This window comes from Candidatus Pantoea persica, from assembly GCF_013753875.1.
GTDB lineage: Bacteria > Pseudomonadota > Gammaproteobacteria > Enterobacterales > Enterobacteriaceae > Pantoea > Pantoea persica.
Genome location: NZ_SMDS01000022.1, coordinates 1 through 20487 on the forward strand (window position 1 = coordinate 1; position 20487 = coordinate 20487).

Genomic DNA, 20487 nt, shown 5'->3' on the forward strand with positions numbered 1-20487 from the left:
AGAGGGACTTGAACCCTCACGTCCGTTAAGACACTAACACCTGAAGCTAGCGCGTCTACCAATTCCGCCACCTTCGCGTATCCCAGCAAAATCTGGGGTGGCTAATGGGACTCGAACCCACGACAACTGGAATCACAATCCAGGGCTCTACCAACTGAGCTATAGCCACCACTATTCGTTATGTTGCAAATCACTGACCTGCAGCATGAAACTCTTTACTAACGCGGTAATGTAACCACCGTAGCTCTTGCGCACAAACTAAATGGCGCGCCCGACAGGATTCGAACCTGAGACCTCTGCCTCCGGAGGGCAGCGCTCTATCCAGCTGAGCTACGGGCGCGTAGCGCCTTTGCGGATGGGCATCCTACGGACTTGGGGTGATGCTGTCCAGTGCTTTTTTAATAAAAAAACGCGTTTGATTATGCTTTGTGCGTTTCGTCGACTAATGCAGCGTTTTACCCCATTCCTGCCTAAAAAAACGCCGCATTAATCAATGATATCAGAGATCGCCGCGCCAGTGATAGCGCAAATATTTTATCAGTTTTAGCTGCCGACGCAGCCGAGAGGGCTGTCGAATCAAGCGATAAAGCCCTTCCAGCCCCAGTTGCTGCCAAATCTTCGGCGCGCGCTTCACATGCCCGGAAAAAACATCGTATGTCCCGCCGACGCCCATATAGAGCGCATCCGGCCAGCATGCACGGCAGTCGCGCATCAGCAGCTCCTGACGCGGCGAGCCGAGCGCCACGGTTACGATGCGCGCCCCGCTGGCGGCGACGCGCCTAAAGAGCGCATCGCGGTCGGCCGGGGCGAAGTAACCATCTTGCGCCCCGACGATATTCACGTTCCACTGGCGACGCAGCTTCTCGCAGGTATCGTCCAGCACAGCCTGAAGCCCGCCGATCAAAAACACCGGCGTGCCCTGCTGGCCAGTGCGCGCCATCAGCGCCTCCCATAAATCCGCGCCGGCGATACGCTCCACCGCCGCATGTGGATACTTTTTACGGATAGAGCGCACAATGCTGATGCCGTCGGGATATTTATACTCCGCCTGCTGCAACAGCGCGCGCAGCCCCGCATCGTGCTCCGCCGTCAGCATCTTCTCAGCGTTAATCGCCACCAGCGTCCCGCTGCGCACCGTCTCATCCGGCAGCAGAAAATCTACAAATGCGGACATGCCATCGAAGCCGTAAAGCGACACGCCGCGGATTTCGTATTGCGGCGCTTCAAGTAACCTTGTCATGGTTGAATGTCATTTTCCTGTTATGCCCAGAGGCGTTAGGTTGGGCTATGTAGCGGCTGGCCGCCGCGTCGCCGAATCAGCCCGGCGCGATCCAGCAGCCAGTAAAGCAGCCGGGACACGCCGAGACAGGCGAGAAATATCAGCGCAAAAAAGACCACGCGCGAGCCGAACGCATCCAGCCCTTCACGCGCCAGTACAATCATATTGAACACCGCGCCAAAGCAGAAACTCTGCATAATCGCGCCGCTGTAGCGGTTTTCGGAATCGCGTCCATGCAGGTAAAGGGTATCGAACCCTTTGATAATCAACCCGACCACCACCGCGCCCGGCAGGATAAACCAGACGCCGCCCATCACCAGCAGCGAACCCAGCAGCGTCGGCGAGATCGCCAGGTCGGAGTGGTTGTTCAGCACGTCCCAGGTAAAATAGTTGGCGCTGTTCAGCACCATCGATGGCCTGCCCGGCCACAGCCAGCTAGGAATATAGACGTAGAAATCGCGCCAGATCGGCGCCAACCCCTGAAACTCGATTTTAGAGTAGTTCTCTAGCAGCAGCGCCAGGTTCTGCCAGGGGGAAAAGGTATCGCGCGTTAGGTAGAGAAAGGTGTAAATCGCCTCTTCGCCAAACACGTTGAGGTTATAGCGCCGCAGCGCCAGCCAGAACATGCCGCCGATCGCCAGTACGCCCGCCGCCGCCAGCATCCACAGGCTGATCCAGCCGCGCGTAATGCCGATAAACAAAAACAGCGCAAAGGCGATGATGATATTGGCGCGCGTGCCGCCCACCAGCGCGTAAGTCAGCAGGCCGAACGCCACCGTCACCACCAGAAACAGCAGCCAGTTACGCTGCGTAGGGCGCAGGAAATAGAGGATCAGCATCGCCGGGATAAAGAAATAGAAGAAGCGCTTTAGCGCCACGCCCGAGACTTCACTGGAGAAAATCTGATTATAGGCGGTCAGGCGGAACAGCAGAAACCCGTTGTGCAGGAAAAACACTGTGACCGTGCCGATAGCGACCAGCGACAGCATGACGCAAGTCAGATGGGTTTCGACACGGTTCATCTGTAGCCAGGGCCTGGCGCGCGCCACCGTCGCGGGACGCAGCCGGACCTTGTAGCTGACGTAGTAGACGGTGTAGAAGGCGGTGGCCGCCAGCAGCGCCTGCAGCAGATACTCCGCCGGCATCACCTCGACGTTAAAGCGAAACACCAGCACGCTGGTCAGCGGGAAGCCGAAATAAAAGGTCAGCAAAAACAGCAGGGTAAAAAACAGATGAAAGTTAAAGCGCACGCACTTGAACTCCCGCCAGATTACGGTCAGGATGCCGCCCAGCGACAACAGATAAACCACCAGCAGACCGCTAAACTGCATGAGGTTCATGAGCACTCCCTCTCACAATGGCGCAGCACGTCGCGCCAGCATGTCACATAGCCTGGGGCAAAAAAGGCGATAGCCTGCTTGTCGCAGCTCGCCAGCTGGCGACGCGCTTCCGCCACGCGCACTTCATCCAGCGCGTCGTCGCTGAATAATACCGGCAGCCCCTGTTCGCAAATATCGCGCCAGAACGGGTTACGGCGGGTCAGCACAAAGGGAATATTCGCCTGAATCAGCAGGCAGAGCGTGCCGATACCCTGCTGGCGTTCGAACATAAAATACCCCAAATGGCAGCGGGCGCTCAGCGTTAAATAGTCGTCGAAGGCAAGATTGCTGCGCAACAGCTCTACCTGCCCGGCCGGAAACAACGCGTCCGCCGCCGCCGCGACCTCGCGGATATAACCCTCATTATTGGGCGGATAGCCCAGCGGTACCACGACGCGCGCCGCCTCGCCAAACTGTTCGCGAATCGCCTTTAGCCCTTCGATATGGCGGTTGCTGGCGTCGCCGGAGTTGCCGAGCAGGACGGTAAATTGCTCACCCGGCGCGCTGTGCGGCGCGACCGACGGCATCTTTGTCGGAAAATAGAGCGTGGTGGCGGGAATCTGAGGATGGCGCTGCTGGTAATAGTGCAGATCGCCCTGCGTGGCGAACACCTGCGCCACGCGCCCCTGGGCGATGCGCCGCAGCAGATAGAACAGGCGAAACTTCAGGCTGTGCGACTCTTCGTAAAGATCGGCGCCCCAAACGTGCCAGTAGAGCTGGCGGGCGCGGATTTTGCCGCTCAGCAGCGCTAGCCAGATACCGGGATTGAACTGTCCGTGGCAGAAAAAGCGCTGCTCGCGATTTTTTGCCCGCTGTACCAGCGCCTGCGCTAGCGCCTTTTTCGAGCCGAAGCTTTCAATCTCCAGATTGCCAAAGGCGGCGAGCGCGACGGGCTGCTGCGTCACCACCATAAAACGGCGCGGCTGATCCAGCGGCAGCTCAGCGCTCAGTACGTCATTGAAAAAGCGCAGCACCGTCTGATTGTGATGAGGGATATCCGATCCCAGAACATGTATTAACGTCATTTTTTTCGGCAATAAATCATAAATGCGCCGCAACAGAGCGCGAAGTAACAGAGGTAGGTCGCCATATAGGCTTGCGCCGCGCCGGTAGCGCCCGACAGCGCGATCAGCCAGCGCGAAAAGAGCGTCAACAGCAGAAACTGGCTCACTTCCGCCAGGATATAAAAGCGCAGCGACGCTTTCGCAATCACTAGATAACCAAACACATAGGCGCCGACTTTAAACACATCACCGCACAGCTGCCAGACAAACAGGCCGCGCATGGCGTAAAAGGCGGGCGAGAAGAGTAGCCAGATCGCCACGTCGCGCAGCAGCCAGACGCAAAAGCCGAGCGCCGCCACGGCGGGCAGCACGAAGCGCAGCGCCCGCACGATTTCGCGCGCGATATCGCGCTTCTGCTCCAGCCGCGCCAGCGTCGGCAGCAGCCAGACGCTGAAGGTGGCGGTAATAAACTGCAGCCAGGCGTCAGAGATGCTGGTAACCGCCTGCCACAGGCCGACCTGCGCCCAGCCCGCATGCTGCGCCAGCAGGTTACGCATCATCACCCAAGCCACCGGCAGGGTGACGGCGGTCATCAGCGCCATCAGGGTAAACTTCGCCAGGCCGCGCACAAAGGTCGGATGCCACTGCGGCTTCAGCCAGGCGAGCGGCAGCGGCACGCGCCGCTTCAGCAGCACGAAGGCCGGCACCACCGCCAGCGCGGGCACCAGCGCAAATCCTACCAGCGCGCCCGCATAGCCTCCGATCCACCAGCAGAGCAGATAGCCCATCACGCCCAGCAGGCTGCCAATAATCAGCGCCAGCGCATTGCCGCGCGCGTTGCGATAGCCTTTCAACAGCGCCAGCGCCAGGTTGGCCCAGGCGATGCCGAACTGCAGGAAGGCGACAATGCGCACCACGTTTTCAAAGCGGTGATGGCCAAACAGCGCCTGAGCGATCGGCGCGGCCGCCAGCAGGAACACCAGCGCCAGCAGCGTGGAGAAGCCTAACACCATCGCGGAGGCGGTGCCCGTCACCGCGCGCAGCGGCTCCGGCTGGTGCTGATACTGCGCCACGTAAGCGGTAACGCCGTTGAAGATACCGGCGCCCGCCAGCACGCCGAGCACGGTCACCAGCTGGCGAAAGTTGCCCGCCTGCCCTACCCCTTCCGGGCCGAAACTCACCGCCAGCATTTTAACAACCAGCAGCCCGGCAGCAATCTTCACCAGCGTGGACGAGGCCGTCCACACCGACGCTTTAGCCAGCGACATCAGGCGAAGAAGCTCAGCAGGGAACTGATAACCGTTTTCTGGTTATTGTCCGTTAGGTTATAGAACAGCGGTAAGCGCAGCAGGCGCTCACTCTCGACGGTGGTATAGCGATCCTCGCCGTGGAAGCGGCCGAACTGCTCGCCGGCGGGCGAACTGTGCAGCGGGATGTAGTGGAAGGCCGTCATGATCTCCGCCTCTTTCATCCAGTCGATCAGCGCTTGACGATCGTCGCTGTCGCGCAGCTTTATATAGAACATGTGCGCATTATGCTCGCACGCGGCGGGCAGCGACGGCAGCGTGATACGGCCCTGCGCCGCCAGCGGCTGCAGTGCGTCGTAGTAGCGCTGCCACAGGCGCAGGCGCTGCTGATTGATACGCTCGGCCGCCTCCAGCTGCGCCCAGAGACAGGCCGCCTGCAGGTCCGCCATCAAATAGCTGGAGCCGATATCGCGCCAGGTATATTTATCCACCTGGCCGCGGAAAAACTGGCTGCGGTTGGTGCCCTTTTCGCGGATGATTTCGGCGCGCTCAACCAGAGCGGCATCGTTAATCAAGGTCGCGCCGCCCTCGCCGCCCGCCGTGTAGTTCTTGGTTTCGTGGAAGCTGAAGCAGCCGATATGGCCGATAGTGCCCAGCGCGCGCCCTTTATAGCACGACATCATGCCCTGCGCGGCGTCTTCAATGACCCAGAGCTGATATTGCTTCGCCAGCGCCATGATGGCGTCCATTTCACACGCCACGCCGGCGTAGTGCACCGGCACGATGGCGCGGGTTTTCTCGGTAATCGCCGCCTCGATTTTGCTCTCATCCTGATTGAGCGTATCGGAACGGACATCCACGAAAACAATAGTCGCGCCGCGCAGCACGAAGGCGTTGGCGGTGGAGACGAAGGTGTAGCTCGGCATAATCACTTCATCCCCGGGCTGGATATCGATCAGCAGCGCCGCCATCTCCAGCGAGGCGGTACAGGAGGGCGTCAGCAGCACCTTTTTGCTGCCGAAGCGCTGCTCCATCCACTGCTGGCAGAGGCGGGTAAAGCCGCCGTCGCCGCACAGCTTGCCGCTGGCCATCGCCGACTGCATATATTCGAGTTCGTTGCCCACGACGGGGGGGGCGTTAAATGGGATCATGGCCTTTCCTGTAAAACCAGTAAGCGGTGCTTTCCAGTCGCGCACCGCTGCGTAAATAGAGGCGCATCGCAGTCAAATTACTGAGCTGCGTCGCGACGCGCAGCCGGTTGAGCTGCCGCACCCGGCCCCAGTCGGCGCTCGCCAGAAGCAGCCGCTGCCCGACGCCGTTGCCCTGCGCCTGCGGCAGCACGCCCAAAAGCCCGACGCGCACGTCGTCCTCAACCTCGCGCAGCGAAATAAAGCCCTGCAGCGCGCCGGCCTCATCGCTGGCGATCAGACACTGGTGGTCAAAGGTGCCACGCACCGCATTTTCGATCCACTGCGCGTAAAAGCGCGCGCTGGCGTCTGGCGCAAACCAGGGTGCGCGAAAGCGGCTTTGCACAAAAAGCTGGCTCGCCGCCGCGTGCAGCGCGTCAGTCTGCGACTCGCGGGCAATACGGATGCCGCTCTGCCTTTCGGTGCTTTTGATATTCATCGCCAGATCGGCTTCTCCTTCCACCAGCTGAAAGCCGTACTGGCTGACGGCGTCGATCACATCTAGCCGGTCGGCGGGCACCTTTATCTGCCACAGCTCCGCTGGCTGGCACAGCGCCTCACCCAGCGGCAGCTCGCCGTCGAGATCGAGCCGCGCCGAGGCGACGCCGAAAAAGGCGCTCTCCCATGAGAGCGGATTAATACTGACGAGGACGGGCATAGAGTAAATCCAGCAGATACTGGCCGTAGCCCGTTTTGGTCAACGCTTGGCCAGCGGCGCGCAGCTGATCGTCGTTTAGCCAGCCGTTGCGCCATGCAATCTCTTCCAGACAGGCCACCTTGAAACCCTGGCGCTTTTCTACCGTCTGTACGAAGGTGCTCGCCTCAATCAGGCTGTCGTGCGTGCCGGTATCAAGCCAGGCAAAGCCGCGTCCCAGCAGCTCGACGGAGAGCTGACCACGCGCCAGATACATTTGATTAATCGAGGTAACTTCCAGCTCGCCGCGCGAAGAAGGCTTGACCTGTTTGGCAAACTCAACGACCTGATTATCGTAAAAGTAAAGCCCGGTTACCGCCCAGCGCGATTTGGGCACGCTCGGTTTCTCCTCTATCGAGAGCGCATTAAACGCCTCATCGAATTCCACCACGCCGAACCGTTCAGGCTCCATTACCTGATAACCGAATACCGTCGCCCCCTGCTCGCGCGCGGCGACTTTTTTCAGCTTCGGACTAAAGCCCTGGCCGAAATAGAGATTATCGCCCAGCACCAGACAGCAATTATCGTCGCCGATAAAGCTTTCGCCGATAATAAAGGCCTGCGCCAGACCATCCGGAGAGGGCTGCACCGCATAGTTGAGGCGGACGCCGAATTCGCTGCCGTCGCCCAGCAGGTGCACAAAGTGATCGCGGTCCTCAGGCGTAATAATCAGCAGGATATCGCGTATCCCCGCTAGCATCAGCACCGACAGGGGATAATAGATCATCGGCTTGTCATACACGGGCAGCAGCTGTTTAGAGATTGCGCGCGTAATGGGATGAAGACGCGTGCCTGAGCCACCAGCCAGAATAATACCTTTCATCGCTTCTGCTCCTCCAACGCCGTCATGGACGCCTATGTGGCCAAGCCGAGCCTTTCGCCGCGGTAGCACCCATCCAGGATCGCCTGCCACCAGCCCGGGTTATCCAGGAACCAGCGCACGGTTTTCTGCATACCGCTTTCAAACGTCTCTGCGGGCGTCCAGCCCAGCTCTCGCGCGATTTTGCTGGCGTCGATGGCGTAGCGCCGATCGTGGCCCGGGCGGTCCGCGACAAAGGTAATCAGATCGCGGTAATGCGCAAGCGCTGGCGCTTTGCGTTCCGGCGCCATCGCCTCCAGCAGATCGCAAATGGCGTACACCACGTCAATATTCCGCCGCTCGTTATGACCGCCAATATTGTAGGTCTCGCCCACTTTGCCGCTGCTCACCACGCGATAGAGCGCGCGGGCATGGTCTTCGACGTAGAGCCAGTCGCGGACCTGTTCGCCGTTGCCGTAAACCGGCAAGGGTTTGCCAGCCAGCGCATTGATGATAGTTAGCGGAATCAACTTTTCCGGAAAGTGGCGCGGACCGTAGTTATTCGAGCAGTTGGTGACGATGACCGGCAGGCCGTAAGTGCGTAGCCAGGCGCGCACCAGGTGATCGCTGCTGGCTTTGGTCGCAGAATAAGGGCTGCTGGGCGCATAAGGCGTGGTTTCGGTGAAAAAGGCGTTGGGATCCTGGAGATCGCCAAAGACCTCATCGGTCGAAATATGATGAAAAATAAAGGTTTGCTGCCGCGCGCTCTCCAGCCCGCTCCAGTAACCGCGCGCCGCCTCCAGTAGATGGTAAGTGCCGACAATATTGGTTTCGACAAAGGCGATCGGCCCGTCAATGGAACGGTCAACGTGGCTTTCGGCGGCAAGGTGCATCACGCAGTCTGGCTGATCGCGCGCAAACACCGCGTCGAGCGCCAGACGATCGCAGATATCAACCAGTTCAAAGGTAAAGCGCGCATTCTGCATCAGGTCGGCCAGCGAGGCGGGATTCCCCGCATAGCTGAGCTTATCAATCACGACGACGCGATGATCCGTCTCTTCAATCAGGAAACGCACCAGCGCCGAACCGATAAAGCCCGCTCCGCCGGTGATTAAAAACTGTTTCACCGCCACACCCCTCGCGTATCAACAATCCAGGACTGCGTCACCTGAGACGCCTCGACAGCGCGGAAAAGGCTGTGATCCACCAGCATCACCAGCACATCGGCCTGCGCCAGCGCCTGCTCGCTCGCGACCAGTTCAGCTTTGCCATCGAGCGCAGCGGGCAGCGAGGCGATGTGCGGTTCCACTACCCAGCTCTGGCCGCAGTGCCACTTGGCGATCATTTGTGCCACCTGCATCGCCGGGCTTTCGCGCAGATCGTCGATATCGGGCTTGAACGTCAGGCCGAAGCAGGCGATCACGATTTCGTCGGCGCGCTTGCAGCTGTGGGTCAGGCAGTCGGCCAGCGCCGCTTTCACCTGTTGCAGTACCCAGTGCGGCTTGCTGTCGTTCACTTCGCGCGCGGTGCGGATCAGTCGCACCAGTGACGGGTTTTGCGCCACGATAAACCAGGGATCGACCGCAATGCAGTGGCCGCCGACGCCTGGGCCGGGCTGCAAAATATTAACGCGCGGATGACGGTTCGCCAGCGCGATCAGCTCCCAGACGTTGATGCCCTGATCGGCGCAGATCAGCGACAGCTCATTGGCAAAGGCAATATTGACGTCTCGGAAGCTGTTCTCAGTCAGCTTGCACAGCTCTGCCGTGCGCGCTTTGGTCTCTACGCATTCGCCCTGCAGGAAGAGGCGGTAAAGCGCGCTGGCCTGCGCCGAACAGGCGGGCGTCATGCCGCCGATCACACGGTCGTTGTGGATCAGCTCCTGCATGATTTTGCCCGGCAGCACGCGCTCCGGGCTGTAGGCGATAAAGATATCCGGCGTGCCGCCGTGCTGCGGAAAGCGCAGATCGGAGCGCATGACCGCTAGCCATTCGGCCATCAGCTCCGTGGTGCCAACCGGCGAGGTGGATTCGAGGATCACCAGGTCGCCCTTTTTCAGCACCGGCGCGATCGATTCCGCAGCCGCCTTAACGAAGCGCAGGTCGGGCTGATGGTCCGCCATAAACGGTGTTGGCACGGCAATAAGAAAGGCGTCGGCCGCCTCCGGCTGTATAGTAGCACGCAAAAAGCCCTGGGTGACGGCCTCATACACCACTTTATCCAGCGCCGGCTCAACGATATGGATGGCGCCGCGATTAATGGTCTCTACCGCACGCGCGTTGATATCTACGCCCACGACTTTTTTCTGTTGTGACGCTAAAACGGCTGCGGTAGGCAGCCCGATATAGCCCAGCCCGATTACGGAAATGGTGTCAAAGCTCATAGGTCAACTCGGGTATCTTTTAGAGCTTGCAGAATTCGCTGGCAGGCCTTGCCGTCTCCGTAAGGGTTATGCGCGCGGCTCATGGTCTGCCAGGCGGCGGCGTTGGTCAGCAGCAGGCTAGCTTCGGCGACAATTTTTTCTGTATCGGTGCCTACCAGCTTCACCGTGCCGGCATCAACCGCCTCAGGACGCTCAGTGGCGTCGCGCATCACCAGCACCGGTTTGCCCAGCGAAGGCGCCTCTTCCTGAATGCCGCCGGAGTCGGTGAGGATCAGCCAAGCGCGATTCATCAGCCAGACAAAGGGCAAATACTCTTGCGGCTCAATAAGCACGATATTTTCGATGCCGCTGAGAATGCGGTTTACCGGCTCACTGACGTTGGGGTTCAGGTGAACCGGATAGACGATTTGCGCATCGGGATGCTGGCGCGCCAGACGCGCCAGCGCGCGGCAGACACGCTCGAAGCCCTCGCCAAAGCTCTCGCGACGGTGTCCGGTGACCAGCACCAACTTTTTGCTCTCGTCAAGAAACGGATAGTACGCGGCCAGCTGCGCGTTGAGGCTAGGATCGGCCATTACCCGATCGCGTATCCACAGCAGGGCGTCGATCACCGTGTTGCCTGTGACAAAAATGCGCCGATCGGGCACGTTTTCCGCCAGCAGGTTCTGGCGCGAACGCTCGGTGGGCGTGAAGTGCAGGCGCGCCAGATGGCCCGTCAGCTTGCGATTGCCCTCTTCCGGCCAGGGCGACGTCAGGTCGCCGGTGCGCAGTCCCGCCTCGACGTGCGCGACCGGAACCTGCTGATAAAACGCCGCCAAGCTTGCAGCCAGCGTCGTGGCGGTATCGCCGTGCACCAGCACGACGTCGGGGTTGAAGTCGAGCAGTACGCTCTTCATGCCCTCGAGAATGCGACAGGTAATTTCCGTCAGCCCCTGTTCCGGGCGCATCACGTTCAAATCGTAGTCAGGCCGCAGCGCAAAGAGCCGCAGCACCTGATCGAGCATTTCTCGGTGCTGCGCCGTGACACACAGGCGCGATTCAAACGTTGCGTCCTGCGCCAGCGCCTGCACCAACTGCGCCATTTTTATCGCCTCCGGGCGAGTTCCGAATACCGTAAGCACTTTCACGCGGTTTCTCTCACTTTGCCGACGCAGGAACGGCGCGCCAGCGCCACGCCAGCGCCCGTCAATGCGCCTAACTCGCCCCACATGATCATCATAAACAGACGACGCGGGCTGTCGCGCGACACCGGCTCTTCCGGCGTACGCAGGTAACGGTAGGTCTGGAAAGTTCGGTTTAACGTCGGCCCTTTGCTCAGGGTAGCGAGCATCGCCCTGTTTTGATCATAGCTGATATCGTAACTCGGCCCGGTCGCCTGCAGGGTCTCCAGCTGCGCGTGCAGCTGCGGTTCGCCCAGCAAAAAAAGATCGCTGTCAGCAATCGGCTCGCGCGCGTCGCCCGACCGGTTCTCCTGAATGCCCTGCTGGCTGGGGACCTTCAGCGTCTGCTGCTGGCGCTGGAAAACCGCCGTCGCTACAGCTTCCTGACGGGCAACCTGCGCCTGCAGCTGCGCGCTGCGTGCCTGCCAGGCGCCCTGCAGTTCGGCGTTCAGGTGGCGCGCCGCCCGCTCGCTGGCAAAGGCGATATACTGGCGCAGCAGGTTATTGGCGTCGCCGGCGGTCTCCGCAATCAGCTTGACGCTGTCGCGCGTGTTGCGCGCTGCATCGGCAGGCAGAAACTGAATGCTGGCGACCATATCATCCAGCAGCGCCGCATCATTGTGCGCGTTACCGGAGCGGCGGCTTTTGTAATAGTCCGTCTGCTGCCAGAAGTCGCGGCGCGTATCCCAGGCACCCAGCTGCATGATAAATTCCTGGTAAACCTCGTCCATAATGGTCGGCGAAGGCGCCGCGAGGTTGAGCGTGTTGTTACGCACGTCGAGGTTATTCAGAAACTGCTCCTGCACGTAGTAGGCGCCGAGCATGTTGACCGTTGGACGAGCGGTGATGGCCGTGGTGCTCCACGCCTGTTTCATCAGCAGCGAAGCGAGCCAGGCAACCAGCGCAAAAAGCAGCGCAAAACCGATTATCCAGCGCTTGCCGCGCCACAGGGCACAGCCCAGGCCGCGAATGTCCAGTTCGTTTTCTACAACCTCAGAGGTCATAACAAGGCGATCCTTATCAGGGTAATTTTTTCTTTGCGCCGCTGTTAGCGTTCAGACGACGCTTTATACGACGAATCAGGCGCGCCACGCGCCAGGCGTGTTTCAGGCAATAGCCGTAGAACATAAACGCCACCAGGAACAACACCAGCATCACCCATTCGGAGATAAAGGCGAGGTATTCGCCGAGCACGCCGATGCCCGCCAGAATAGCGGCCGCCACGGTGATCAGTACGAACGCCCGCCGCGAGGTAAACCCGGCGCGCATAATCAGGTGGTGAATATGCTGGCGATCGGCGGAAAAGGGGCTCATGCCTTTGCGCAGGCGGCGGTACATAATCGCCACCATATCCATCAGCGGAATGGCAATCAGCCAGAGCGCGGTCACTGGCGTAATGGGATGGCTCAGCCCCTGCGTGGTCTCCAGCAGGATCCAGATAATGGTGAAGCCAATCATGGTGCTGCCGGCGTCGCCCATAAAGACTTTATAACGGCGACCGAGAAAACCGATATTCAACAGGATATAAGGCAGCGTGGCGGCGATCATGGCGAAGCACCACATGGCGAGGCTGAACTGCCCGTCGAAGCAGAGAATAATGCCCATCGCCGCAAAGGTCACGGACGAGAGGCCGCCCAGCAGACCGTCGATGCCGTCCACCATATTGAAGGCGTTAATCGCGGCCCAGACGGCGAACAGCGTCAGCACATAGCCAAAGGGCCCGACCACCAGCTCTACCGGACCAATAATGAAACCCAAGCTGAGCAGATAGAGCTTGGCGCCCACCATCATCGCCACCGCGACGGCGGCCTGCACCACGGCGCGGATTTTCACGCTGATATCGAAGCGATCGTCCAGCGCGCCGACCAGCACCAGCAAACCGGCGCAGCTGAGGTAGAGCATGGCGTGCGGCAGATAAAATTTGGTGATCAGAAAGGTAAAGCAGATACCGGCATAAACGGAGATCCCGCCGACCAGCGGAATGGCGCCATGATGGCGTTTACGAGAGTTGGGCGTATCAACTAGACCAATTTTTTTAGCTGCTTTGCGCGCGAAAAAGAGGAAAACCAAAGAAAACAGGAAAGTAAGGCCCAGCTCAGTACTCATAGTGAGTAAATTCACGGTAAACGCTCTCAGCTAAAATCAGGGACAGGATAAACAATCAGCGTGTTTGTGCTTTTCATCCCGAGTCCGAATTCTGCTTATGACGACGCACGACAGGAGATATTTTGCGCGCCGACGCCACAGTCATTATAAATGCTCCTGCCAGCGGTAATCCTAATGCGCACAAATAAAAAACGCCACGTTAAGACGTGGCGTTAGTGCGATGTCCTGCCTATTCAGGATAAAAAAGTTCGTTTAGCCGCCTCGATTAGTCTGGACAAGATTACGAACGCTTCATCATGTCGAAGAATTCATCGTTGGTTTTGGTCATCGCCAGCTTGTTGATAAGGAATTCCATCGCGTCGATTTCACCCATCGGGTGAATAATTTTGCGCAGGATCCACATCTTTTGCAGCTCTTCCTGAGAGGTGAGCAGCTCTTCTTTACGGGTACCGGAGCGGTTGTAGTCTATCGCCGGGAAGACGCGTTTTTCCGCGATTTTACGTGCGAGATGTAGCTCCATGTTACCGGTGCCTTTAAACTCTTCGTAAATCACTTCATCCATCTTCGAACCAGTATCAACCAGCGCAGTGGCGATGATGGTCAGGCTGCCGCCCTCTTCCACGTTACGCGCAGCGCCGAAGAAGCGTTTCGGACGGTGCAGGGCGTTGGCGTCCACACCACCGGTCAGCACTTTGCCGGAAGCCGGCACGACGGTGTTGTAGGCGCGTGCCAGACGGGTAATGGAGTCCAGAAGGATAATAACGTCTTTCTTGTGCTCGACCAGACGCTTCGCCTTCTCGATCACCATCTCGGCGACCTGAACGTGGCGTGAAGCTGGCTCGTCGAAGGTTGAGGCGATGACTTCGCCCTTGACCAGACGCTGCATCTCGGTCACTTCTTCCGGACGCTCGTCGATCAGCAGCACGATCAGCACACAGTCTGGATGGTTGTAGGCGATGCTCTGCGCGATGTTCTGCAGCAGCATAGTTTTACCCGCTTTCGGCGGCGCGACGATCAGACCACGCTGGCCGCGGCCGATCGGCGAAGCCAGATCCAGCACACGTGCGGTAAGGTCTTCGGTCGACCCGTTGCCGCGCTCCATGCGCAGACGGCTGTTGGCGTGCAGCGGCGTCAGGTTTTCAAACAGGATCTTGCTACGGGCGTTTTCCGGCTTATCGTAGTTGACCTCGTTGACCTTCAGCAGCGCGAAGTAGCGCTCACCCTCTTTCGGCGGACGGATCTTGCCGGAGATGGTGTCACCAGTGCGAAGGTTGAAGCGGCGAATTTGGCTGGGAGAAACGTAGATGTCGTCAGGACCGGCAAGGTAGGAGCTGTCTGCGGAGCGGAGGAAACCAAATCCATCCTGCAGTATCTCCAGCACACCATCACCGAAGATGTCCTCGCCGCTTTTTGCGTGCTGTTTGAGGATGGCGAAAATAATGTCCTGTTTGCGCATGCGCGCCAGGTTTTCCAGCCCCATATTTTCGCCGAGGGTAATCAGCTCTGAAACTAGCGTATTCTTTAATTCGGTAAGATTCATAGTGATGGATTCTTAAACTCGGGGTAATTCTCGAAATGTTGGTCGTGAATGATATGGCTTAATATTCCATGCCTGTTAATAGCGCTTTCAACTCTTCTCGACGATCATCGTCAGGGACGGCGACTGGAAGCGAGAGACGGTTGAAATGCGATGCCAAAACTGGTGCTAACCGTCAGAATCGCTAAACGCTGTATACGGAACGCGCTTCAGGATTTAACAAAGGAAATCTTTAGATGCAAACTACAAGGTAAGTGCGTAATGCAGTGAAGTGAAAGTAACTTAGCACGCTAAAATGCGAACGTCCAGCAGTGGAAGAAAATTCACCACCGCCGAACGTTCGGTTCTGATCACGCCAGATTGGCGTTGAGAAACTCTTTCAGCTGGCTTTTAGACAGCGCGCCAACTTTGGTGGCGGCCACTTCACCGTTTTTAAACAGCAGCAGCGTCGGAATGCCGCGAATGCCGTACTTTGGCGCGGTGCCCGGGTTATCGTCAATGTTCAGCTTGGCGATGGTGAGTTTACCGTCGTACTCTTCGGCAACCTCGTCGAGAATCGGGGCGATCATTTTGCAAGGACCACACCATTCAGCCCAGAAATCAACCAGCGTGACACCTTCTGCTTTCAGAACGTCTGCATCGAAACTGTCATCGGTGAGGTGAACGATTTTATTGCTGCTCATATTATTTATTACTCCACAAGATTATGCCTGGCGAATCGGCGTAAAGTTTACCTACGAAGGTTGACTTTATTTCATCGGATAAGCTTTCGTAAAGCGATAGTAAGCTAATATTCTACAATACTATGAGCAAAACACACTTAACTGAACAGAAGTTTTCCGACTTCGCCCTGCACCCTCAGATCATTGAAGACCTTGATAAAAAAGGCTTTCATAACTGCACGCCTATTCAGGCATTGGCGTTGCCTTTCACGCTATCTGGACGTGATGTCGCAGGTCAGGCGCAAACCGGTACCGGCAAAACGATGGCGTTTCTGAGGTCAACGCTTCATCATCTTCTTTCTCACCCGGCGCAGGAAGACCGCCAGATCAATCAGCCGCGCGCGCTGATCATAGCGCCAACGCGAGAGCTGGCCGTGCAGATCCACGCCGATGCCGAACCACTGGCGCAGGCGACAGGTCTAAAGCTGGGTCTGGCTAGCGCCTGGGTACTTAACTGGGATGTCGTGCCACTAAAAGGTATCACGACAAATTCGCCATCAATACCACCCCATCATCAAACGCACGAGGTAAATAAACCATGAACCTTGACCTTTGGTTAGTTTTTTTTAGGGGGTGCCTTGCTCAGTGCCGTATTACCCGGCGCTGGCGCTATCCTCACCCTTAACCATGCCTTCCAGCGGGGATGGCACAAGACGCTACCGCTTATTGCCGGTCAGGCCTCGGCATTAGCCTTGATGGTGCCCATTGTGGCACTGAGCACGGAAGCGTTACGCGCTTCAGCGGCCTCCTGGCTGTTGCTGAAAGGCATCAGCGTACTCTGGCTACTGTTTGCCGCCTACCGAACCTGGCGCGCACCAGTCATCATGGATGCTTACGATGTCGTGACATTGACCCGCTGTGCGCAACGGTTCTGATGGGGTTTTCTGACCGACATCACCAATGCCAAAGCGCTCGCCTTCCTACTTGCCACACTACCGGTCTTTCTTAATCCGTCCCAATCGTTAGGGCCACAAATTACCCTTATGACTCTGACGATGGTAATGGTCGATGCGCCGATGATGACGCTTTACGCGCTCATTGCCGCCCGCTTGCGGCCTTATTTTCAATCGCCAGAAACCCGTCAACAACAAAACCGCCTGTTTGCCGGTTTCCTGGTGTTCATTGCGGTCAGTCTTTGTTTTGTTGAACACCCGACCTTAATTCAGTAAAAGAGGGGAAATCACGATGTGGATATTAATTTTAGCGCTCTACGCCAGTCCTTATGCCGGTAATGCTTTTTCCACGCTGCATACACAGGAGTTTGATACGGCAACCGCCTGTCAACAGGCCGCCAAACAGTTCGCAGAAAAATTTGAAACCTTCAAAGATATCGACGCCAAAGCGATTTGTGTGAAGAAGTCATAGCGGAAAAACCGCGCTTGATGCATTCAATTGAATAATAACGATATTCATTTTATAATGCTTCAAAACTCGAAGGATTATTTTTTTATTAATGGCATAAGGAATCCTGACCCCGACCACGACGATAAAGGACGCCTCCGATGACCCGACAAAAGTACCTGCAGTTAATCCATATTGCCGCCCAGCACCTCAAACTGGACGACACGACTTACCGCCAGATGCTGCACAGGCTAACGGGGAAAACATCAGCAAAAGCCCTGAATATCGGTCAGCTGGCGCAAGTGTTAAACGCCCTAAAGACACAAGGCTTTCGTATCCAACCGACTCAACCCATGACGAAAAAGCAGACCGACCGTCCGCAAATCCAGAAAATGCAGGCCCTGTGGCAGGCAATGGCCCAGGAGGGCATTGTCCAGGATGCGTTAGCAAAAGCCCTGGCCCACTTTGTTAAACGGGAAACCGGCTGTGATTCGCCTTACTGGCTAGATAGCCAGCAGGCCAGCCAGGTTATCGAGAAACTCAAGCAGTGGCAAAAACGCGTGGTGAGGGCAACCTCATGCTAGAAAATACCTTTCGCAATAAAGGGCCGGAGTTACTGGTTGAGCTGGCCGAACACACGGCGCAGACCGTCAGACAGATTATCGATGTTGACCCCGCTGTTGCCAGTCAGATAGGCGATGCCGTCGCCAGCCAAATGATGCGGGCCTGGGGCGGGCAGAATGTTTACTTCCCGATGGGGTTGATGTGGCAAATTAATCAGCGTGACCGGGAGATATTTGCCGATTTTAATGGGCATAACCATCGCGCCCTGGCACGCAAGTACGAAGTCTCACTACAGTGGATTTATTCCGTGATCAAACGGGTTAAAAAAGAAGAACTGGCCCGCATCCAGGGTAGTCTGTTTGAAGATAATCAGGCGAGATGACGATTTAAACACACTGTCAATACGTCAGCGTTTTTTTGTTACAATTATCATTGCGATAGTGCTTACGAAAAGGCGATAAGTATGCTTGATTCAACCCTGCTCGATTTACCCTGGGCAACACTCGTAACGCTGGCCTCTGGCTACATGAGCTACTTTATTGCCAATGTTGGTCTGAAAGAGCACCATAAACCCATTGATATTCTCTTCTCCACACTGATTTTTAGCCTGTTGCCGACAGCAATATACCACGTGACACTCTGGTGTGGCGTCAATGCTTACGCAGCAGCGCTGCCGACCGTATTGTTAGCATTTACCCTGGGTGCATTGTGGCGTAAACGGTTGTACGCGTTTTTCCGGCAGCATAATATCTCGTGGTCTGACAGTACCCACTCTGCCTGGCAGCAAATGTTTGGTCTGACGGATTATCGGGCGACCGAATTACTTGTGGTACTGAAGGATGGCTCGGGCTTGCTATCACGATTGCCGGGGCGCTTCGAGGAACTTCCAAATGGGCCTTTTACACTGGGTAATAACGGCGATGTCATTCTCTATGTCACGCATAGCAGTCCGGCAAATAGCGATGAGTGGCTAGAGTATGGGGATGTTATTCATCAGGACTACGGCGCTCTTGCCACTTACATCCCTGCAGATCAAATTACCAGAATAGACATCAGGAGAAGAGAAGCAAAGCCATCATGCTCTTCTACCGACTGAACCGGATACGACTTCAAGCAGCAAGATGATTTCAATAATCGATTAATTTGAGTGATGATTCCTGTTTCACTATGTGTAACTTAATCACCCTGACTTGTCCCAGATAGATCCAGTTTGTCCCAGGTAGATCCACATTTATCGCACGTTTCCCTTTTAAATATCTCACGTCCTATCACCGGAGCCGAAGTCGTCCAGCCACAGCGGTCCCAGCTCCGGCATCTGCGGATCATCTATCCCTGCGGCAGCGCGTGGTGCTTGGTGCTTGGTGCTTGGTGCTTGGTGCTTGGTGCTTGGTGAGTTCGAAACGCACCCACGGCAGCTGGGCGATAAGCTGACGAATCGGCGCGTACTGCTGAATCGCCATCAGCGTCGGACCATCGATATTGATCGACACCACCACCTGGTTCAGGCAAAAAAAGCGTGCCACTCCTTTAACAGGGTGGGCTGCTCATGGACAACATGCAGACGCTGTTCGATCCCCAGCGCTTCAAAATAGGACTCCGGCGATAATCGCTTCTCCGGCGTGGTCGCGTGCATTACCGCGGTCAGGATTTCAATTGCCAGCAACCGGCCCGATACCTGATATATCGGCTGGAAAGTGTAGAATCGTTGGCATTGCTGCCAGAAGAGACGCGCTTCCTGTCGTTGGTTGATGTCAGTTGAAGAAGGTAGCCGATGACTAATATTCTTCATCACCATGGTGTTTTCCTAGTTGGTGGCGAGTGCCATGTGACAACTCAGCGGCAAGTATCGGCGGTTGCCGGGATAACGTTATCCAGTCTCTGGTCACATAAGACTCAAGAGTGTACCAATCAGGAAGAGGCGCAATCGTGTAAAAAAGCCTGGCTTTTTCCACTAAATCACCGCTAAGCAGAGCTTTTTTGACCTTAAGTGGAATAAAAACACCGTTTTAAAAACCATTGGCGTCTGCCATACCAGACGCGAGACTGAAGCCTTATTTCACTACAGGCCAAATACCATGACGCATAAAAGAATAGCCATTATCGGCGAGTGCATGATTGAGCTGTCCGAGAAGGGTGAGAACATCAAACGCGGCTTTGGCGGCGACACGCTGAACACCGCGGTTTACCTGGCGCGCCAGGTGACTCCTTTAGCGACCAGATGATCGCCGCCTAGCAGCAGGAAAAAATGCATACGCGCCTTATCCAGCGGCTGGAAAACAAAATGCCGGGGCTTTACGTTATTGAAACCGACGCGCGCGGCGAGCGCACCTTCTGGTACTGGCGCAGCGACGCCGCCGCGCGCTACTGGCTCGACGGCCCGCAGTCTGCCGCCATCGTTGATGAGCTGGCGGGCTACGATTATCTCTACCTCAGCGGTATTTCCCCCTAGCGATTCTGCCTGCCGACAGCCGCGAGAAGCTGATAGCGCTGCTGGACCGCTGCCGCGCCAACGGCGGCCAGGTGATCTTCGACAATAACTATCGTCCGCGCCTGTGGGCCGACAAAGCGAGCGCGCAGCAGGCTTATCGCGCCATGCTGCAGCGCACCGATATAGCCTTCTTAACGCTGGATGATGAGCATCTGCTGTAGGGCGAGCATCCGCTCAGCGCGGTCATTGAGCGCACGCGCGAAGCGCGGGCGCCAGTGAAATCGTGATTAAGCGCGGCGCAGAATCCTGCCTGGTAGCGATCGGTGACGACGCGCTGATCGACATTCCGGCAGTTCGTATCGATCCGGCGCGCATTATCGATACCACCGCCGCAGGCGACTCCTTTAGCGCTGGCTACCTGTCGCAGCGCCTGACGGGCGGCTCGCCTCAGGCGTCCTCCGAGCTAGGGCATCTGACGGCCAGCACGGTGATCCAGCATCGCGGCGCGATTATTCCGCTGGCGGCGATGCCGCAATAAAACTCGCCCCGCGCAGGCGGGGCCGGTTGTTTTTCAGCGCCGCCAGGCCAGCAAAAACAGCCTGGCATTTGCGTTAGCGCCCGCTATTCGAGGGTGAATGGCGCTAATTTTTACGTGTG

20 protein-coding genes, 2 tRNA genes and 3 pseudogenes are annotated in these 20487 nt (G+C 57.2%); 8 read left to right on the forward strand and 17 right to left on the reverse strand.

From position 1 onward, the window contains the following. Positions 1-93 precede the first annotated feature (93 nt). The 16 genes from EIO60_RS14630 to trxA form a co-directional block, all read right to left on the reverse strand. Positions 94-169, reverse strand: a tRNA-His gene (locus tag EIO60_RS14630). Positions 170-263: 94 nt separating this feature from the next. After that, positions 264-340: transfer RNA gene (locus EIO60_RS14635), tRNA-Arg, on the reverse strand. A 159-nt stretch (positions 341-499) separates the two neighbouring features. Continuing rightward, entirely contained in the window at positions 500-1240 is a 741-nt protein-coding gene (wecG, locus tag EIO60_RS14640; RefSeq protein WP_258577226.1) for a lipopolysaccharide N-acetylmannosaminouronosyltransferase, read from the reverse strand. Positions 1241-1275: 35 nt separating this feature from the next. After that, positions 1276-2619 carry an ECA oligosaccharide polymerase gene (wzyE, locus tag EIO60_RS14645; RefSeq protein WP_258577227.1) on the reverse strand — a complete coding sequence of 448 codons (1344 nt, stop codon included), beginning with the start codon at positions 2617-2619 and terminating at the stop codon, positions 1276-1278. Further along, positions 2616-3683 (reverse strand): TDP-N-acetylfucosamine:lipid II N-acetylfucosaminyltransferase, encoded by a 1068-nt coding sequence (gene wecF, locus EIO60_RS14650; RefSeq protein WP_258577228.1) that lies wholly within the window; start codon positions 3681-3683, stop codon positions 2616-2618. The genes wzyE and wecF overlap by 4 nt, the downstream gene beginning before the upstream one ends. After that, positions 3680-4930: a lipid III flippase WzxE gene (gene wzxE / locus EIO60_RS14655; protein WP_258577229.1), complete on the reverse strand. Its 1251-nt coding sequence runs from the start codon at positions 4928-4930 to the stop codon at positions 3680-3682. Before wzxE ends, wecF begins: the two co-directional genes overlap by 4 nt. Continuing rightward, a complete protein-coding gene (rffA, locus tag EIO60_RS14660; RefSeq protein ID WP_258577230.1) occupies positions 4930-6060 on the reverse strand; it encodes a dTDP-4-amino-4,6-dideoxygalactose transaminase in 1131 nt (376 codons plus the stop codon). The genes wzxE and rffA overlap by 1 nt, the downstream gene beginning before the upstream one ends. After that, entirely contained in the window at positions 6047-6754 is a 708-nt protein-coding gene (gene rffC, locus EIO60_RS14665) for a dTDP-4-amino-4,6-dideoxy-D-galactose acyltransferase (RefSeq protein ID WP_258577231.1), read from the reverse strand. The genes rffA and rffC overlap by 14 nt, the downstream gene beginning before the upstream one ends. Further along, a complete protein-coding gene (gene rfbA / locus EIO60_RS14670; protein ID WP_258577232.1) occupies positions 6732-7613 on the reverse strand; it encodes a glucose-1-phosphate thymidylyltransferase RfbA in 882 nt (293 codons plus the stop codon). The genes rffC and rfbA overlap by 23 nt, the downstream gene beginning before the upstream one ends. Positions 7614-7645: 32 nt before the next feature. After that, positions 7646-8716, reverse strand: a complete 1071-nt coding sequence (rfbB, locus tag EIO60_RS14675; RefSeq protein ID WP_258577233.1) for a dTDP-glucose 4,6-dehydratase — start codon at positions 8714-8716, stop codon at positions 7646-7648. Beyond that, positions 8713-9972 (reverse strand): UDP-N-acetyl-D-mannosamine dehydrogenase, encoded by a 1260-nt coding sequence (wecC, locus tag EIO60_RS14680; protein ID WP_258577234.1) that lies wholly within the window; start codon positions 9970-9972, stop codon positions 8713-8715. Before wecC ends, rfbB begins: the two co-directional genes overlap by 4 nt. Then, complete coding sequence (wecB, locus tag EIO60_RS14685; protein WP_258577235.1) at positions 9969-11099, reverse strand: non-hydrolyzing UDP-N-acetylglucosamine 2-epimerase; 1131 nt, start codon at positions 11097-11099, stop codon at positions 9969-9971. Before wecB ends, wecC begins: the two co-directional genes overlap by 4 nt. Continuing rightward, positions 11096-12136, reverse strand: a complete 1041-nt coding sequence (wzzE, locus tag EIO60_RS14690; RefSeq protein ID WP_258577236.1) for an ECA polysaccharide chain length modulation protein — start codon at positions 12134-12136, stop codon at positions 11096-11098. Before wzzE ends, wecB begins: the two co-directional genes overlap by 4 nt. A gap of 16 nt (positions 12137-12152) precedes the next feature. Further along, complete coding sequence (wecA, locus tag EIO60_RS14695) at positions 12153-13238, reverse strand: UDP-N-acetylglucosamine--undecaprenyl-phosphate N-acetylglucosaminephosphotransferase (RefSeq protein ID WP_258577237.1); 1086 nt, start codon at positions 13236-13238, stop codon at positions 12153-12155. A 280-nt stretch (positions 13239-13518) separates the two neighbouring features. Next, a complete protein-coding gene (gene rho / locus EIO60_RS14700) occupies positions 13519-14778 on the reverse strand; it encodes a transcription termination factor Rho (protein WP_258577238.1) in 1260 nt (419 codons plus the stop codon). 347 nt (positions 14779-15125) lie between these two features. Further along, on the reverse strand, positions 15126-15458 hold the full coding sequence (trxA, locus tag EIO60_RS14705) for a thioredoxin TrxA (RefSeq protein ID WP_258577239.1): 333 nt from the start codon (positions 15456-15458) through the stop codon (positions 15126-15128). 122 nt (positions 15459-15580) lie between these two features. Between trxA and EIO60_RS14710 the strand changes: the two are divergent. The 7 genes and pseudogenes from EIO60_RS14710 to EIO60_RS14740 form a co-directional block, all read left to right on the forward strand. Then, a pseudogene (locus EIO60_RS14710) lies at positions 15581-15934 on the forward strand (DEAD/DEAH box helicase); the annotation flags it as partial. A gap of 141 nt (positions 15935-16075) precedes the next feature. After that, positions 16076-16372 (forward strand): hypothetical protein, encoded by a 297-nt coding sequence (locus EIO60_RS14715; RefSeq protein WP_258577240.1) that lies wholly within the window; start codon positions 16076-16078, stop codon positions 16370-16372. Positions 16373-16381: 9 nt separating this feature from the next. Continuing rightward, entirely contained in the window at positions 16382-16666 is a 285-nt protein-coding gene (locus tag EIO60_RS14720; RefSeq protein WP_258577315.1) for a LysE family translocator, read from the forward strand. A 16-nt stretch (positions 16667-16682) separates the two neighbouring features. Then, positions 16683-16862 (forward strand): hypothetical protein, encoded by a 180-nt coding sequence (locus tag EIO60_RS14725; protein ID WP_258577241.1) that lies wholly within the window; start codon positions 16683-16685, stop codon positions 16860-16862. A gap of 137 nt (positions 16863-16999) precedes the next feature. After that, positions 17000-17422 carry a gp16 family protein gene (locus EIO60_RS14730; RefSeq protein ID WP_258577242.1) on the forward strand — a complete coding sequence of 141 codons (423 nt, stop codon included), beginning with the start codon at positions 17000-17002 and terminating at the stop codon, positions 17420-17422. After that, positions 17416-17784 carry a Mor transcription activator family protein gene (locus EIO60_RS14735; RefSeq protein WP_258577243.1) on the forward strand — a complete coding sequence of 123 codons (369 nt, stop codon included), beginning with the start codon at positions 17416-17418 and terminating at the stop codon, positions 17782-17784. The genes EIO60_RS14730 and EIO60_RS14735 overlap by 7 nt, the downstream gene beginning before the upstream one ends. 81 nt (positions 17785-17865) lie before the next feature. Beyond that, positions 17866-18498, forward strand: coding sequence for a hypothetical protein (locus EIO60_RS14740; RefSeq protein WP_258577244.1), 633 nt, complete (start codon positions 17866-17868; stop codon positions 18496-18498). Between the two features lie 174 nt (positions 18499-18672). Here EIO60_RS14740 and pdeH read toward each other — a convergent pair. Then, a pseudogene (gene pdeH / locus EIO60_RS16980) lies at positions 18673-19197 on the reverse strand (cyclic-guanylate-specific phosphodiesterase); the annotation flags it as partial. Positions 19198-19477: 280 nt separating this feature from the next. Between pdeH and kdgK the strand changes: the two are divergent. Continuing rightward, positions 19478-20368, forward strand: a pseudogene (kdgK, locus tag EIO60_RS14750) (2-dehydro-3-deoxygluconokinase). Positions 20369-20487: the final 119 nt, after the last annotated feature.